Here is a 15,627-nt window from a genome sequence, read left to right on the forward strand (position 1 = left end):
CCTTATGAGCGCGGCCCTCACCCAGAACAGGATCACCCAAATGCCTCATGACGTATACGTGTACGACGCCTTCCGCACCCCGCGAGGTCGCGGCAGGGGCGGAGCTCTGCACGGCGTCAAGCCGGTCTCGCTCGTCGTCGGCCTGCTGCGCGCGCTGCAGGAACGCAACCCGAGCCTGGACCCCAAGCGTGTCGACGACCTGATCCTCGGCGTGGTCAGCCCGCTGCGCGATCAGGGCGCCGACATCGCGCGCACCGCCGTGCTCGCCGCCGGCCTGCCCGACACCGTGGCGGGTGTGCAGATGAACCGGTTCTGTGCGTCCGGGCTCGAGGCCGTCAACACCGCCTCGCAGAAGGTGGCCTCGGGCTGGGAGTCGCTGGTGCTCGCGGGCGGCGTGGAGAGCATGTCCCGGGTGCCGATGGGCTCCGACGGTGGTGCCTGGGCCAACGACCCGGAGACCAACCTGACCACCGGATTCGTGCCGCAGGGCATCGGCGCGGACCTGATCGCCACCCTCGAGGGCTTCACTCGTGAGGATGTCGACGCGTTCGCCGTCGAATCGCAGCGGCGCGCCGCGACCGCCTGGGACGAGGGCCGTTTCGCTCGTTCGATCGTGCCGGTGCTGGACCGCAACGGTCAGACGATCCTCGACCACGACGAGCACATCCGCCGCGGCACCACCCTCGAATCGCTGGGCAAGATCAAGCCCGCCTTCGCCGCGTTGGGCGCGCAGGCCGGATTCGACGCGGTCGCGCTGCAGAAGTACCACTGGGTGGATCGGATCGACCACGTGCACACCGGCGGCAACTCCTCGGGCATCGTCGACGGCGCCGCGCTGGTCGCGATCGGCAACGAGGCGATCGGCAAGGAACTCGGTCTGACCCCGCGCGCCCGCATCGTCGCGGGCGCGGTGAGCGGCGCCGATCCCACGATCATGCTGACCGGTCCCGCCCCGGCCAGCCGCAAGGCACTCGAGGTCGCGGGTCTCAGCGTCGAGGACATCGACCTGTTCGAGATCAACGAGGCGTTCTCCTCGGTCGCCCTGCGCTTCATGAAAGACCTCGACATCCCGCACGAGAAGCTCAACGTCAACGGCGGCGCGATCGCCATGGGTCATCCGCTCGGCGCGACCGGTGCGATGCTGATCTCGACCGTCGTCGACGAGCTCGAGCGCCGCGACCAGCGCCGCGGCCTGATCACGCTGTGCGTCGGCGGCGGCATGGGTATCGCCACGATCGTCGAGCGGGTGTGAACGCACCGATGACCCAGACATCTCCCCACCAGAATTCCGACAACTCTTCGAGCGAGGCCGACGCCGTGACCACCACCGACACCATCACCTGGGAGCAGACCGAATCCGGTGTCGTCGTCCTGACTTTCGACGACCCCACCCAGTCGGTCAACACCATGACCGCGGCCTGGTCCGCCTCCTTCGCCGCGGCCCTGGACCGGCTGGCCGGGCTGGGCTCCGAGCTGACCGGTGTGATCCTGACCTCGGCCAAGAAGACCTTCTTCGCCGGCGGCGATCTCGGTGATCTGCTCGCCACCACCGCAGAGCAGGCCGGTGAACTGACCGCCTTCGCCGACGGCGCCAAGGCCATGCTGCGCAAGCTCGAGACCCTCGGCGTCCCGGTGGTCGCCGCGCTGGGCGGCAGCGCGCTCGGCGGTGGACTCGAGATCGCGCTCGCCTGCCACCACCGCATCGCCGTGGACGCGCCGTCGATCCGGATCGGACTGCCAGAGGTCACCCTGGGCCTGCTGCCCGGCGGTGGCGGCGTTGTGCGCACCGTCCGCCTGCTCGGCCTGGACACCGCACTGGACAAGGTCCTGCTGCACGGCACCGCCTATCGTGTCGGTGACGCGCTCGCGGTCGGACTGATCGACCGCATCGTCCCCGATGCCGAGGCGCTGATTCCCACAGCGCTGGAATGGATTTCGGCCAATCCGGGTGCCACCCAGCCGTGGGACCGCGGCGAGCCGATCCCCGGCGGCACCGCCAACACTCCGTCGATCGAGGCCGTGCTGCCGTTGCGCGCCGCCGCGCTGCGCAACCGTTACAAGGGCGCCCCCATGCCCGCCCCGGCCAATATCCTCTGCGCGGCCGTCGAGGGCACCCAGGTCGACTTCGACACCGCCTCGGCGATCGAGACCCGCTATTTCGTCGAGCTGGTCACCGGCCCGATCGCCAAGAACATCATCCAGGGCACCTTCTTCGACAAGCAGGTCATCAAGTCCGGCGCCAGCCGGCCGAAGGATTTCCCCACCCACCGCGCCACCTTCGCCGCCGTGCTCGGCGCGGGCATGATGGGCGCGGGCGTGGCACTGTCGTGCGCGCTCGTCGGCATCCGGGTGGCGCTGAAGGACGTCGATCTCGCCGCCGCCGATCGCGGCAAGGACTACGCCCGCAAGGTGCTCGGCAAGCAGGTCGAGAAGGGCAGCCGCACCCGCGAGGACGCCGACGCGATCCTCGACCTCATCACCCCCACCGCGTCCGTCGCTGATCTCGCCGGCGCCGATCTGGTGATCGAAGCCGTGTTCGAGGACCCCGATCTCAAGCGTAAGGTCTTCGCCGAGGTGCTCGACGTGGTTGCCCCCGACGCGGTGCTGGCCTCCAACACCTCCACGCTGCCGATCACCGATCTCGCCCGCGATCTGCCCCGCCCCGAGGACTTCATCGGCCTGCACTTCTTCTCGCCGGTCGACCGGATGGAACTGATCGAGATCATCGTCGGCGACAAGACCAGCGACGCCACCCTGGCCAAGGCCTTCGACATCGCGCTGCAGATGCGCAAGACCCCGATCGTCGTCGGTGACGGCCGCGGCTTCTTCACCAGCCGGGTGATCCTGCAGCGCCTGGTCGAGGCCGCCGCCATGGTGGGCGAGGGCATCCACCCGCAGTCCATCGAGCAGGCCTCGCTGCAGGCCGGCTACCCGGTGGGCACGCTGGCGCTGCTCGACGAACTGACCCTGTCGTTGCCGTTGAAGATCCGCGGCCAGTTCCGCGAGGTCGCCGAGCAGAACGGCGGAGAGCTCGCCGCCCACCCCGGCGACGCGGTGCTCACCACGATGGCCGAGGAACTGGGCAGGCCGAGCCGCCTCGCCGGCGCCGGCTTCTACGACTACGTCGACGGCAAGCGGGCGGGGCTGTGGTCCGGTCTGGCCGAACAGTTCCCGCGTACCGAGCAGCAGGCCGACCTCGTCGAGCTGCGCGATCGGCTGCTCTTCGCCGAGGTGCTCGAAACCGTCCGCTGCCACGACGACGGCATCCTGCGCTCGACCGCCGACGCCAACGTGGGCTCGCTGCTGGGCATCGGCTTCCCCACCTGGACCGGCGGCACCAGCCAGTTCGTCGCGGGCTACCCGGGCGGCACCGCCGCGTTCGTGGCGCGCGCGCAGGAACTGGCCGACCGGTACGGCGCGCGGTTCACCCCGCCCGCCTCGCTGACGGAGCGGTGAGTATGCGCGCAGACCTGTACACCGACGAGCACGAGGCGTTCCGGTCGGCCTTCCGCGCACTGCTCGACCGGGAGGCCGTGCCGAACGTCGAGAAATGGGAGCAGGCGGGCACCGTCGATCGCGGGTTCATCACCACCGCGGCCGAATCCGGTTTCCTCGGTTTCGAATTCGATCCCGAATACGGCGGCCTCGGCATCGACGACTTCCGCTTCAACGCCGTCATGGCCGAGGAGGTCGTGCGCTCTGGCATGGCCGGTGACACGTTCAGCATGCAGAACGACATCATCGTCCCGTACCTGCGTGACCTGGCCACCGACGAGCAGAAGCAGCGCTGGCTGCCGAGATTCACCCGCGGCGATTGCGTCACCGCCCTGGCGATGACCGAACCCGGAGCGGGCTCGGACCTCGCCTCGATCCGCACCAGCGCCGTCCGCGACGGTGACCACCTGGTGATCAACGGCGCCAAGACGTTCATCACCAGCGGCGCGACCTGCGACCTGGCGATCGTGCTCGTGCGCACCGGCGAACGCGACGGGCGCGGCACCTCGCTGGTCGGAGTCGAATACGGCACACCGGGATTCGAACGCGGCAACCCGATGCACAAGATCGGGCGCAAGGCCCAGGACACGGCGGAACTGTTCTTCACCGACTGCCGGGTCCCGATCGCGAACATCCTCGGCGAACCGGGGCGCGGCTTCGGCGCCGCGATCGCGAATCTGCCGCGCGAGCGGCTCTCGATCGCGGTCTCGGCGGTGGCTTCGGCAGCGCACGGGCTGAGCCTGGCGCTGGACCACGTGCGCTCGCGCGTCGCGTTCGGCGCGCCGCTGGCCGACCTGCAGTCGGTGCGGATGTCCATCGCCGACATGCACACCGACGTCCAGATCCTGCGGTACTACATCGACGGCTGCGTCACCGCGCTCAACCGCGGCGAACTGTCCGCCGCCGATGCCGCCGGCGCCAAATACAAAGCCACCGAACTGCAGTGGAACGTGCTCGACCGCTGTCTGCAACTGTTCGGCGGCTACGGCTACATGGAGGAATACCCCATCGCCCGGATGTGGCGCGACGCGCGCATCCAGCGCATCTACGGAGGAGCGAACGAAGTGATGACCGATCTCGTCGGCCGCGCGGTGGTGGCCGGATGACGGGCGCATCGCAGGCGGGCCCGCTCGCCGGACGGACCGCACTCGTCACCGGCGGCTCGCGCGGCGTCGGTCGCGCGGTCGCGCTGCGGCTGGCCCGCGACGGCGCCGCGGTGGCGGTGAACTACCGGCGCGACGCGGCGGCCGCCGACGAGGTGGTCGAGCAGATCGTCGCGGCGGGCGGTCGCGCGGCGGCCTACCGGGCGTCGATCGACGACGAGTCGGCCATCGCCGAGATGGTCACCGCCATCCGCGCCGATCTCGGCCTGGCGGATCTGATCGTCAGCAATGCCGGTTCGGCCAGCCGCGGCCAGGACGTCGCCTCGACGCCGCAGGCCGATTATCTGCAGCTCATGCAGGTGCACGCGTTCGGCCCGATCGCCTTGATCCAGCAGGTGCTGCCGGACATGCGCAAGGCCGCGTCCGGTGCGGCCGGCCGGGGCGACATCGTGATGATCTCCTCCAACACCACGACGTCGGCCCCGCCGAACTCCGCGCCCTACACCATGGCCAAGGCGGCGATGGAGACCTGCGTGCGCACCATCGCGCGGGAGGAACGCCGCTACGGCATCCATGCCAATATCGTCGCCCCCGGTCTGATCGCCACCGAGATGGGTAAACGACTCGTCTCCGCGGCGCGCGGCGCCGACATCGGCGATCTCGACGCCGACTCGCCGTTCGGGCGGGTGTGCCGTCCCGAGGACGTCGCGGGCACGGTGGCGTTCCTGGTCTCGCCGGACTCCGGCTATGTGACCGGACAACGGCTGGTCGTCGACGGCGGCGGCCCGAACCCGACGATCTTCTGACGACCGAGACACGAGTGAGGTTTCCGTGACGACCGTGGCCGAGGCAGACCGCACCCCCGACAACGGGGGAACCACCGTCGGCGAGGCCGAAGACTTCTTCGCCGAGCTGACCGCATCGCTGGACACCGCTCTGTCCGCGAACAACACTCTGCGCCTGATCGACATCGACCAGCGCGGCGAGGGCAACTCGTGGGAGACCTACCTGGTCACCGCCGAGTGGACCGCAGGCACCGACCGGCGAACAGCGACCTACGCGGTCAAACGCCAGCCGGTCAGCGGCATCATCGACGACTACGACGTGGACCGCGAGGTCGCCTTGCTGCAGGCCGCCGACCGGGCGGGGATGCGGGTGCCCGCCGTGCTCGCCCACCGCGGCGAGCGTGACGGCGAGCGCGGATTCTTCGTGATGGAGAAGGTGCCGGGCATCATCCCGATGCCGCACAACGTCTCGCGCCTGATCCCCGACGCCGCCGTGCGCGCGGATCTCGGACGGCAGGTCGCCAGAGAGATGGCCCGTCTGCACAGCGCCGATCCGGCCTCGATGGGGCTGGACATGCTCGGGCCGGTGCCCGACGGCGCCGACACCGGCCGGATCGAGAACGACAAGTGGGCCCGCGCCTACCGCGAGGTGGCCGACATCCCGATCCCCGTGCTCGATCTGGCCTGCGCGTGGCTCGACCACCGCGCCGACACCGTGTCGGGCCGGGTGAGCCTGGTGCACAACGATTTCCGAATCGGCAATCTGGTGATCGAGGACGGATCGATCTCCGGCGTGCTGGATTGGGAGACCGCGCACTTCTCCGACCCGGTGGCCGATATCGCGTGGTTCGCGCAGCGCACCTCGCGCGGCCGCTCACCGCTGCTGTGCAAGCTGATCGAGCTCGAGCCGTTCCTCGACGAGTACGAGCGAGCGGGCGGCCGGCGGCCGAGCTCCGAAGCGCTCACCTGGTGGTCGGTGCAATCGCTGGTCAAGACGGCCGTGGGTTGCCTGCAGGCCGTGGACGTCTACAAGCGTGGCGACCGCGACGAACTGCGATACTCGAACATGGCCCACAGCGTCTACTACAGCGTCGGCTGGCTGACCACCATGCTGCGCGCCGAAGAATGGGGACACTGAGATGACCGTCTATTCCACCGACCTGACCGGCCTGCTGGCCACGATCAAGGACACCCTCGGCCACCGCGTGGCGCCCGCACTGGCCGACGGCACCGCCCGCCAGGAACTCGCCGCGGTGCTCGAGCAGCTCGACAACCTCACCCAGCGGATCGCCTGGGATCACGCGGCACTCGCGCAGACCTGCGAGCGCACCGAGGCACTGGCGACGGGCCTCGGGCTCGCGCCTGCGGGCGATGTCCACGCCGGGGTCGACGCCCTGCGCGCGCGCCGCCGCGAAGTGGCCGACGTCCTGCGCGAGGCCTACCGCGACGGCGCGCCGCGCGCCGGGCTCGTCGAATCTGTCCTGGAGTTCTCGGAAACGGATGTCGCCGAACAGATCTCGGTGGGCCTGCGCGCCGGACTGCCGATCTGACCCGGAATATCCAGCGCGACGGCCCGGCCCTCGAAGGGCCGGGCCAACGTATCGACGGTTGGGGAGTCAACCCCCGTGATCTGATCACCTACCGCCGGGCTGCCCCACGGGGCGGCCCGGCTTTCGACTATCGGAGGAGGGCGCAGATGCGCGTCCACGAACTGCTGGACCACTGGGCCGAACGCTTCCCGGACGAGGTCTATGTGACCGACGGCAGCCGCAGTCTCACCTGGGACGAGATGCGCCGGTGGACCCACAGGGTCGGCAACTGGCTGGCAGGCGAGCTGCGGCCCGGCGAGCGTTTTTGCCTGCTCGACCGCAACTCGCTCGAGATGATCGCGCTGTACTTCGGCGCGTCCCGCGCGGGCGTGGTGCCGGTGCCGCTCAACTTCCGGCTGGCGCCCCAGGAGTGGAAATACATCGCCGAGGACGCCGGGTGCCGCCTGGCCGTCGTCCACGAGGACTACGCGCAGGCGCTGACCGAGGCCGTCCCCGGCATCACGGCGTCGGTCATCCGCGACGACAGCCCGTCGCGCCTGCGGTTCGCCGAGGAGGTCGTCGTGACCCCGGACGACGCGATCGACCGCGATGTCCCGGCCGAGGCGATCTACCACCAGATGTACACCAGCGGCACCACCGGAAAACCCAAGGGCGCGATGGTCTCCCACCGGGCGGCCTGCACGAACGCCCTGCAGATCCAGTTGGCGCTGAGCTCGGTGCGCCGCGCCACGCTCTGCGTCATGCCCCTGTTCCACGCCGGTGCCGCGCTGCAGATCCTGGCCTACACCTCCGGCGGCTGCTCGGTGCATGTGGTGCGCGATTTCGACCGGACCGAGGTGCTGCGGGAGATGTCCGAGCGCCGCGTCCAACTGCTCACCCTGGCCCCGGCGATGATCCAGGCCATGATCGACGATCCCGTCGCCGCGCAGCTGGATTTCTCGGCGCTGGAGCTGGTGGTCTACGGCTCGGCGCCGATGGCGGTCGAGCTGGTGAAGCGGGCGATGGAGGTGTTCGGCTGCGATTTCGCCCAGGCCTACGGCATGACCGAAACCACCGCGGTGGCCACGATTCTGGCTCCCGAGGACCATCGCCGGGCCGTGACCGGCCGCCCGGAGATCCTGGCCTCGGCGGGACGTCCGGTGCTCGGGTCCGCCGTCCGCGTGGTCGGAGGCGACGGCGAGCCGCTCCCTGCCGGTGCGGTCGGTGAGATCGTGGTCCGCGGACCACAACTCATGGACGGCTACTGGGGACTGGAGGACGCGAGCCGGGCCGCGCTCGCGGGCGGGTGGATGCACACCGGTGACGCGGGCTGTCTCGACGCCGAGGGGTTCGTGTTCATCTCCGATCGGGTGAAGGACATGATCGTCTCCGGTGGGGAGAACATCTACCCGCGCGAGATCGAGGAAGTCCTGTTCGAGATGCCAGGTATCGCCGACGTGGCGGTCATCGGCGTGCCGAGCGAGCGTTGGGGCGAGAGTCCTGTCGCGGTGGTCGTGCTCGCCGCGGGCGCGACCGTCACCGAGCAGATGGTCCTGGAGCACTGCCGGGCCAACCTCGCGAGGTTCAAATGTCCCGTCTCGGTGACGTTCGTCGACGCGCTGCCGCGCAGCGCGGTCGGCAAGGTCCTCAAGCGTGATCTACGCGAACCCTATTGGCAGGGGATGGATCGCCGCATCAACTGAGCCGGCACCGGGCGTACGAGCCGGCGCGGTGAACTCACCGCGCCGGCCGTGCCGAACAGCTCAGTCCGTACCGCGCGGCGTCGCCACGAAGTCGGCGGGTTCGGGCTGCTGTGTCCGCGTCCAGTATTCGACTACCGGCCACGGGGAGTTGGTCACCACTCGTCCGCTGGAATTGCGGTAGTAGCTGCTCACCCCGTCCATGGCGTACACCATGCGGGAGTTCGCCTCGTCGAGTTCTTCGTTGTACCGGTCGTAGGCATCCTGGCGGCATTCCAGGGTCGCCAGGTCGTCGGTGACCAGGCGGCTGATCGCCTCGACGACATAACGGACCTGCGCCTCCCCGATGGTGATGAAGCTTCCGCCCGGCGGATTGGTGTTCGGGCCGTAGAGGAAGAACAGGTTCGGATAGCCCGGCGTGGTGATGCCCAGATGGGCGCGCCCGTTGTCGTCGTCCCAGTGCTCGCGCAGCGCGATGCCGTCACGGCCGCGGATGTCCATCGGGTACAGGTAGCGCTGCTGCTGGAAGCCCGTGCACAAGATCAGCACGTCGATCTCGCGTTCCTCGCCGCCGACGGTGACGAGCCCGGCCGGCGTCAGCCGCTCGACGCTGTCGGTGAGCAGTTCGACATGCGGCTTCACCAGCGTGGTGAACCAGCCGTTGTCGATCAGCAGCCGCTTGCCGAACGGCGGGTAGGTGGGCAGCGTCTGCTCACGCAGCCGCTCGTGCCCGGCCAGCTGCTGTTCCAGATACTGGGTGAGGTAGGCGCGATAGGCGTCGTTGAGCGAGCTGACGAGCTTGCCCTTCGCCTCGCGCTGCGGGTCGACCGGCAGGGCCGCGTAGGTGCGTTCGGTGTAGAGCCAGTACAGCCGGAACCGGTACCAGCCGCGGTAGAAGGGAATGTTGTCGAACAGCCAGTGCTTGGACTGCGGGGAGGGCTGGAAGTAGTTCTCGTTGGGCGCGATCCATTGCGGCTGACGCTGCAGCACGACCATGCTCCGCACCTGGTCGGCGATGGCCACGACCAGCTGCATGGCGGCGGCGCCGCTGCCCACGACCGCCACCCGCTTGCCGGTGAGGTCGATGTCCTCGGGCCAGCGCGCCGCGTGCACGATTCGGCCGCGGAAATCGTCCGTGCCGGGGAACTCCGGGACATTGGGGGTGCTGTGCAGGCCGGCCGCGGTCACCAGCGCGGTGGCGCGCAGTTCCTGTCGCTCGCCGTCGGGTCCGGTCACCGAGATCACCCACTGCCGGGCCTGGTCGTCCCAGACGGCGTTGTCGACGGAGTGGCGCAGCCGGATCTTGTCGAGCACGCCGGATTCGCGGGCGACATCCTCGAGGTAGTCGAAGATCTCGTCGCGGCGGGCGAAGTTCTCGGTCCAGTTCTTGGGCCGGAACGAGTAGGAGTACAGATCGCTGGGGATGTCGACGCGCGCGCCGGGATAGGTGTTCTCCCACCAGGTGCCGCCGATGCGGTCGTTGCGCTCGAACACGGTGTAGGGGATCCCCGCCTTGTCGAGGTGGATGGCGCAGGCCAGGCCGGAGATACCCGCGCCGACGATGACGACGCCGAAGCCGGGCCGGTCGTGTTCGATGAGCGCCCCGATGTCGGCGGGTTCGAACGGGGTGAAGCCGAGTTGTTCGGCGATCATGGGGGAGTAGGTCTCCGGAATCGGCTCGCCCATGACGGTGCTCATCAGGCGAGCGAGTTCGCCGCCGGTCGGTGCGGGCCGCGCGATCGGCTTGCCCTTGCTCCAGTCGAGGATGGCGTCGGTGGCGGCCTCGTGGATCTCGGCTTGGATCGCCGGATCGAGTCCGCCCGAGTTCAGTTCCTCGTACCCCTTGGGGGCGGCGGGGACGTAGGGCGCCGACAGCCACTTCTGCTCGCCGGTCAGCTGGTAGATCACCGGCAGCAGGCAGGGGATGTTGCCCGAGGTGACGGCGGCATGCACGGTGGCGCGGTCGAGGTCGGGGTTCGGTGGGATGGTCGGGCTCATTTCGTGTCCTTCGGGAGTGGATCGGATGGTCAGTCGGTCAGTGAGCGCAGGAGTTCGATCGCCGAGAGTCGCTCGGCGTGGGTCGGTGCCATGGGGGTGACGTTGAGCAGCCCGACGCCTATCTCGCCGAGCATCGCGACGCGCTCGGCGAGATAGGAGGCGGGGCCGATCAGTGAGGTCGCGCGGACGAGTTCGTCGGGGACGGCGGCAGCCGCCGCACGGGGTTTGCCCGAGAGGAACAGCTCCTGGATGGTCTCGGCCTCGGCGACGAATCCGTAGCGTTTGGCGAGGTCGTTGTAGAAGTTGCGGGTCCGTGATCCCATGCCGCCGATGTAGAGGGCGAGTTGGGGGCGGGCCTGGTCGAGCCACGGCCCGGGATCGTCGGTGACGGCGAGGGGAAGGCGCACGATGATGTTCAGCTCGCCCAGTTCGGCGTCGCGCTCGGCTCTTCCGCGGGCGAGTGCGGCACCCCACACCGATTCCAGCTTCTCCGGGTAGAAGAAGATCGGCTCCCAGCCCTCGGCGATCTCGGCGGTGAGCTCGACCATCTGCTCGCCCAAGGCGGCGATCGAGACCGGAATCCGATCGCGGACCGGGTGATTGATGAGTTTGAGCGGCTTGCCCAGGCCGGTGCCGCGGTCGGCGGGAAGCGGGATCTGGAAGTGCCTGCCCTGGTGGCACAGTGCTTCGCGCCGCCACACGGTGCGGCAGATCTCGATCGTCTCCCTGGTCTTGCCCCGCGCGTGCCCGAAGGGGACGCCGTGGAATCCTTCGACCACCTGCGGTCCGGAGGCACCGATTCCGAGGCGGAACCGCCCCTTCGACACATAGTCCAGGCCCGCGGCGGTCATGGCCAGTGTGGTCGGGGTGCGGGAGTCGATCGGGAGGATGCCGGTGGCGAGTTCGATGCGCGAGGTGCGCGCCGCGAGGTAGCCCAGCTGGCTGACCGCATCGAAGGTGTACGCCTCGCCCATCGTCACCGAGTCGAGGCCGGCGGCCTCGTAGTCGACGATCTGAGCGGCGATCTCGTCGAACGGTGGACCGAAGTCCAGCACGGTGCCGATACGCATGTGCTCTCCTGCTTTCCGTCATTGGCAGCCCGCGCTGCGTTCGATGATGTTCGCGGCCGACTGTGCCGACCGGCTTCGCGGGGCGCAGCAGTCGCCGCGAGTGATTGTTAATGCTAACTATGGCGATGATAAGCGAACAGTTCTAGTTCACGTCGTGTTTTTATGATCAAAGTTATTAGAGAATATGGACCAATGTCGCGAAGTGCGATCGAGGTGGGGTGCTGGACCGCGAGCGCCTCCAGTCGTGCCGTCTCCCGGCGGGAGGCTGACGTCCCCCGAGGTCTCGGCGCGCGGACTCCGCCCGTGCCGGCTCGAGGAGAAGGTCGCGCTGCCCGTCCTCGGCAGCCGATCCCCGGGAGGTCTGTTCGCGGCGATCGAGTCGCCTGATCGTGGCCGACCATCGGGGATGGATGGTAGATGTGAATGACGGTTTCGGATTGATATGACCAGCATGGCAGCTCTGGCCTGCGCAATTCATTCTTGACATTAGTGGTAACTATGTTATCTTGATCACAACAGCGCCCCTGAGCTGGCCTCGAGCCGCCTCGGGAGGCGCTGCAGGGGGCCGGGAAGACCGGATGCGTGGGAGCCACTCGACTGATGAGCGCGCCTCCGGATGGACATCCGCACGAAAGGCATGAACATGACTGAGACGCTGACCCGTGAGGCAGCTACCGGCAGCGACCGGGTGACCGACTATGTGCGGCGCGCTCGCTCCATCGCGCCGCTGATCAGGCAAGAGGCCGCCGCCATCGAGCGGGAACGCACGATCACCGAGCCGGTCGCCGACGCGCTGGTCGAACTGGGACTGCACCGGATGCTGGAGCCCGTGGAGCTCGGTGGCGGCGGTCTGCTCCCCAGTGAGGGCATGCGGGTCTACGAAGAGCTCGCCAAGGCCGACGGCTCGACCGGCTGGGCCATGATGGCCAGCACCTGGGGCACCGCCGGCGTGATCGGCCACCTCGCGCCCGAGGTCGTGGACGCGTTGCTGAGCAAGGACGAGCCCTTCATCGTCGCGGGTCAGCTCCTCCCGCGGTATCCCGGCGTGCAGGTCGAGGGTGGCTACATCATCGACGGCAACTACTCCTTCGCCAGCGGCTCGGATCACGCGACCTGGATCGGTGCGGGCTTCTACGTCGCCGACGAACAGGGCAATCCGATCCTGGGCGCCAACGGTCAGCCGCAGGCGCGCATCGCCCTGCTGCCCAAGGATCAGGTCGAGTTCAAGAACAACTGGGACGTCTGGGGGCTGGCGGGCACCGGCAGCCACGACTACACGGTCTCGAAGAAGTTCGTGCCCGCGGAGTACACCACGCAGACCTTCGGCGGCACGCCGACTCGTTCCGACACCCTCTACAAGTTGGGCAACGAGTTCGTCGGCGGCATCTGCCACGCGCCGATCGTGCTCGGGATCGCCGCTCGCGCGCTGGAACTGGTAGCGAAGATCACCGACGGCAAGGTGCGTCCCACCTACTCCGTTCCCGTCGGCGAAGCCGACATCTTCCGGGTCGATTTCGCGCGTAAGGAAGCAGACCTGCAGGCCGCCCGCCTCTTCTGCTACGACGTCATCGAGTCGGCCGAGGCCGCGGTGGACGCAGGGCAACCGGTGACGCCCGAGCAGATCGCCCGCGCGTCGCAGATGCTGTCGTGGGTGCACGAGGTCACCGCCGACATCGTGATGTTCGCGCATCGCTGGGGCGGCAGCCAGAGCATCGGCCGAACCAGCACGTTGGGCCGCTTCGTGCGGGACATGAACGTGGCGACTCAGCATCTGCTCGTCGACCCGAAGATGTTCGTCGACGCCGCCGCGGTCCTGCTTCCGATCTACGCCGCCGAGGCGTGAACATCTGACGATGGCGGACCCGGTCGCCGTACATGGGCACGGTGGGCATGTTGCGTGAGCGCGGCATGCCCACCGGTCGTGGCCGACGCCTCCGCTGGATCCCGCCGTCGAGCCACGAAGTGCACGAAACAGTTCGCGACCTGCCGTGGGTGGGTCGACAAGCGTGAGAGGCACCCACGATGGGCCATTACAAGAGCAATCTCCGCGATGTGGAGTTCAATCTGTTCGAGTTGCTCGAACGCGACCGGGTGCTGGGGACCAGGCCGTTCGGGGAAGTCGACGTGGACACCGCGAAGATCGCACTGCGCGAGGTAGACCGCCTCGCTCGCGAGGACCTCGCCGAGTCCTTCGAAGAGGCGGACCGCCATCCGCCCGTCTTCGACGCCACCGCGCACACGGTCGCCATCCCGCCCGCGTACGCGGCCATGTACAAGACCTGGATGGACGCCGAGTGGTGGCGACTGCGGGTCCTGCCGGAACTCGGCGGGACGAACGCGCCGAGTTCGCTGAACTGGGCACTGGCCGAATTCGTGCTCGGTGCCAATCCGACGCTGTGGACCTACGTCGGCTTCCCGACGGCGACCAGGGTCGTGTATCGCAACGGCACCGAGCGGGACAAGAAGATCGCGCGGATCGCCGCCGAGAAGCAGTGGGGCGCGACGATGATGCTCACCGAACCCGACGCCGGTTCCGATGTCGGCGCGGGCCGTACCAAGGCGATCCCGAACGAGGACGGCACCTGGAACATCGTCGGCGTCAAGCGCTTCATCACCGCGGGCGAGCACGATCTGTCCGACAACATCATCCATCTCGTGCTGGCCCGGCCGGTGGGAGTCGAGGGCGTGGGAGGGCCGGGCACCAAGGGGCTGAGCCTGTTCCTGGTCCCGAAGTTCCATTTCGACCTCGAGACCGGTGAACTCACCGGCGAACGCAACGGCGTCTACGTCACCAATGTCGAGAAGAAGATGGGCGTGAAGGTCTCGGCGACCTGCGAGATGACGCTGGGCGAGCACGAGCCCGCCCGCGGCTGGCTGCTCGGCGAGGTGCACGACGGCATCAACCAGATGTTCGAGGTGATCGAGGACGCCCGGATGATGGTCGGCTCCAAGGCGATCGCGACGCTGTCGAGCGGCTATCTCAACGCGCTCGACTACGCCAAGCTGCGGGTGCAGGGCGCCGATCTGACCAGGTCGTCGGACAAGTCGGCGCCCCGGGTCGTCATCACTCGCCACCCGGACATCCGCAGGTCGCTGCTCACCCAGAAGTCCTACGCCGAAGGGCTGCGCTCGCTGGTCCTCTACGCCGCCTCGTGGCAGGACGAGATCGCGATCGGCGCGGCCGCGGGCGCGGACTCCGCACTCGCCGAGGCCGTCAACGATCTGCTGCTGCCGGTGGTCAAGGGGTACGGGTCCGAGCGCTCGTGGACGGTGCTGGGTACCGAGTGTCTGCAGACCTTCGGCGGGTCGGGCTACCTCCAGGACTATCCGCTCGAGCAGTACGTGCGCGATGCCAAGATCGACACCGTCTACGAGGGCACGACCGCCATCCAGGCCCAGGACCTGTTCTTCCGCAAGATCGCCAGGAACTCCGGCGCCGCGTTCGGGCATCTCGTGCAGGCGATGTCCTCGTTCGCCGACGACCCGGCCGCGGGAACCCGGCTGTCGTTCGAACGCGATCTGCTGCTCGAGGCCGTCGGCGCCGTCTCGGCGGTCGTCGAGAAAATGACCGCCGACCTGCTCGCGGCGAACCCGAAGGCCGGCGGCGACGAGAAGAACATCTACAAAGTGGGGCTGAACGCGACGCGGCTGCTCTACATCCTGGGCGATGTCCTCGTCGGCTGGCTGCTGCTGCGCAGCGCCGCGATCGCCCTTCGCGCACTGGATTCCGATCTCCCGGCCGACGACAAGGCGTTCTACGAGGGCAAGGTCGCCGCGGCGCGATTCTTCGCCCGCAATGTGCTGCCGGGCGTCGCCGCCGAGAGCGCGATCGCCATCGCGGTGGACGATTCCGTCATGGACCTGGACGAAGCGGCCTTCTGAGGCACTGCCGCACTGCCGCACTGCCGCACTGCCGCACTGCCAACGGCGCGCTCGACCTTCGAGGT

At 68.6% G+C, this 15,627-nt stretch carries 11 protein-coding genes; 9 read left to right on the forward strand and 2 right to left on the reverse strand.

All coding sequences use genetic code 11. The features are described from left to right. The first annotated feature begins 40 nt into the window (after positions 1-40). The 7 genes from ABZS43_RS33870 to ABZS43_RS33900 all read left to right on the forward strand — a co-directional run bounded on the left by ABZS43_RS33870 (position 41) and on the right by ABZS43_RS33900 (position 8,615). A complete protein-coding gene (locus ABZS43_RS33870) occupies positions 41-1,252 on the forward strand; it encodes an acetyl-CoA C-acetyltransferase (protein WP_355040083.1) in 1,212 nt (403 codons plus the stop codon). 65 nt (positions 1,253-1,317) lie between these two features. Next, entirely contained in the window at positions 1,318-3,456 is a 2,139-nt protein-coding gene (locus ABZS43_RS33875) for a 3-hydroxyacyl-CoA dehydrogenase NAD-binding domain-containing protein (RefSeq protein ID WP_355040094.1), read from the forward strand. A 2-nt stretch (positions 3,457-3,458) separates the two neighbouring features. Further along, positions 3,459-4,601, forward strand: a complete 1,143-nt coding sequence (locus ABZS43_RS33880) for an acyl-CoA dehydrogenase family protein (protein WP_355040084.1) — start codon at positions 3,459-3,461, stop codon at positions 4,599-4,601. Then, positions 4,598-5,404 (forward strand): SDR family oxidoreductase, encoded by an 807-nt coding sequence (locus tag ABZS43_RS33885; protein WP_355040085.1) that lies wholly within the window; start codon positions 4,598-4,600, stop codon positions 5,402-5,404. Before ABZS43_RS33880 ends, ABZS43_RS33885 begins: the two co-directional genes overlap by 4 nt. Positions 5,405-5,429: 25 nt before the next feature. Beyond that, on the forward strand, positions 5,430-6,521 hold the full coding sequence (locus ABZS43_RS33890; protein ID WP_355040086.1) for a phosphotransferase family protein: 1,092 nt from the start codon (positions 5,430-5,432) through the stop codon (positions 6,519-6,521). Position 6,522: 1 nt separating this feature from the next. Further along, on the forward strand, positions 6,523-6,933 hold the full coding sequence (locus ABZS43_RS33895; RefSeq protein ID WP_355040087.1) for a hypothetical protein: 411 nt from the start codon (positions 6,523-6,525) through the stop codon (positions 6,931-6,933). A 146-nt stretch (positions 6,934-7,079) separates the two neighbouring features. After that, positions 7,080-8,615: a long-chain-fatty-acid--CoA ligase gene (locus tag ABZS43_RS33900; protein ID WP_355040088.1), complete on the forward strand. Its 1,536-nt coding sequence runs from the start codon at positions 7,080-7,082 to the stop codon at positions 8,613-8,615. A 60-nt stretch (positions 8,616-8,675) separates the two neighbouring features. On the opposite strand, the gene ABZS43_RS33905 is transcribed toward ABZS43_RS33900, so the two are convergent. Then, entirely contained in the window at positions 8,676-10,610 is a 1,935-nt protein-coding gene (locus tag ABZS43_RS33905; RefSeq protein WP_355040089.1) for an NAD(P)/FAD-dependent oxidoreductase, read from the reverse strand. A 29-nt stretch (positions 10,611-10,639) separates the two neighbouring features. Continuing rightward, positions 10,640-11,680 (reverse strand): LLM class F420-dependent oxidoreductase, encoded by a 1,041-nt coding sequence (locus tag ABZS43_RS33910; RefSeq protein WP_355040090.1) that lies wholly within the window; start codon positions 11,678-11,680, stop codon positions 10,640-10,642. Between the two features lie 643 nt (positions 11,681-12,323). Between ABZS43_RS33910 and ABZS43_RS33915 the strand changes: the two genes are divergently transcribed. Further along, a complete protein-coding gene (locus ABZS43_RS33915) occupies positions 12,324-13,523 on the forward strand; it encodes an acyl-CoA dehydrogenase family protein (protein ID WP_355040091.1) in 1,200 nt (399 codons plus the stop codon). 179 nt (positions 13,524-13,702) lie between these two features. Further along, positions 13,703-15,562 carry an acyl-CoA dehydrogenase gene (locus ABZS43_RS33920; protein ID WP_355040092.1) on the forward strand — a complete coding sequence of 620 codons (1,860 nt, stop codon included), beginning with the start codon at positions 13,703-13,705 and terminating at the stop codon, positions 15,560-15,562. Positions 15,563-15,627: the final 65 nt, after the last annotated feature.

The sequence above is a fragment of the Nocardia sp. NPDC005366 genome (assembly GCF_040606855.1).
In the GTDB taxonomy this organism is placed as follows: domain Bacteria; phylum Actinomycetota; class Actinomycetes; order Mycobacteriales; family Mycobacteriaceae; genus Nocardia.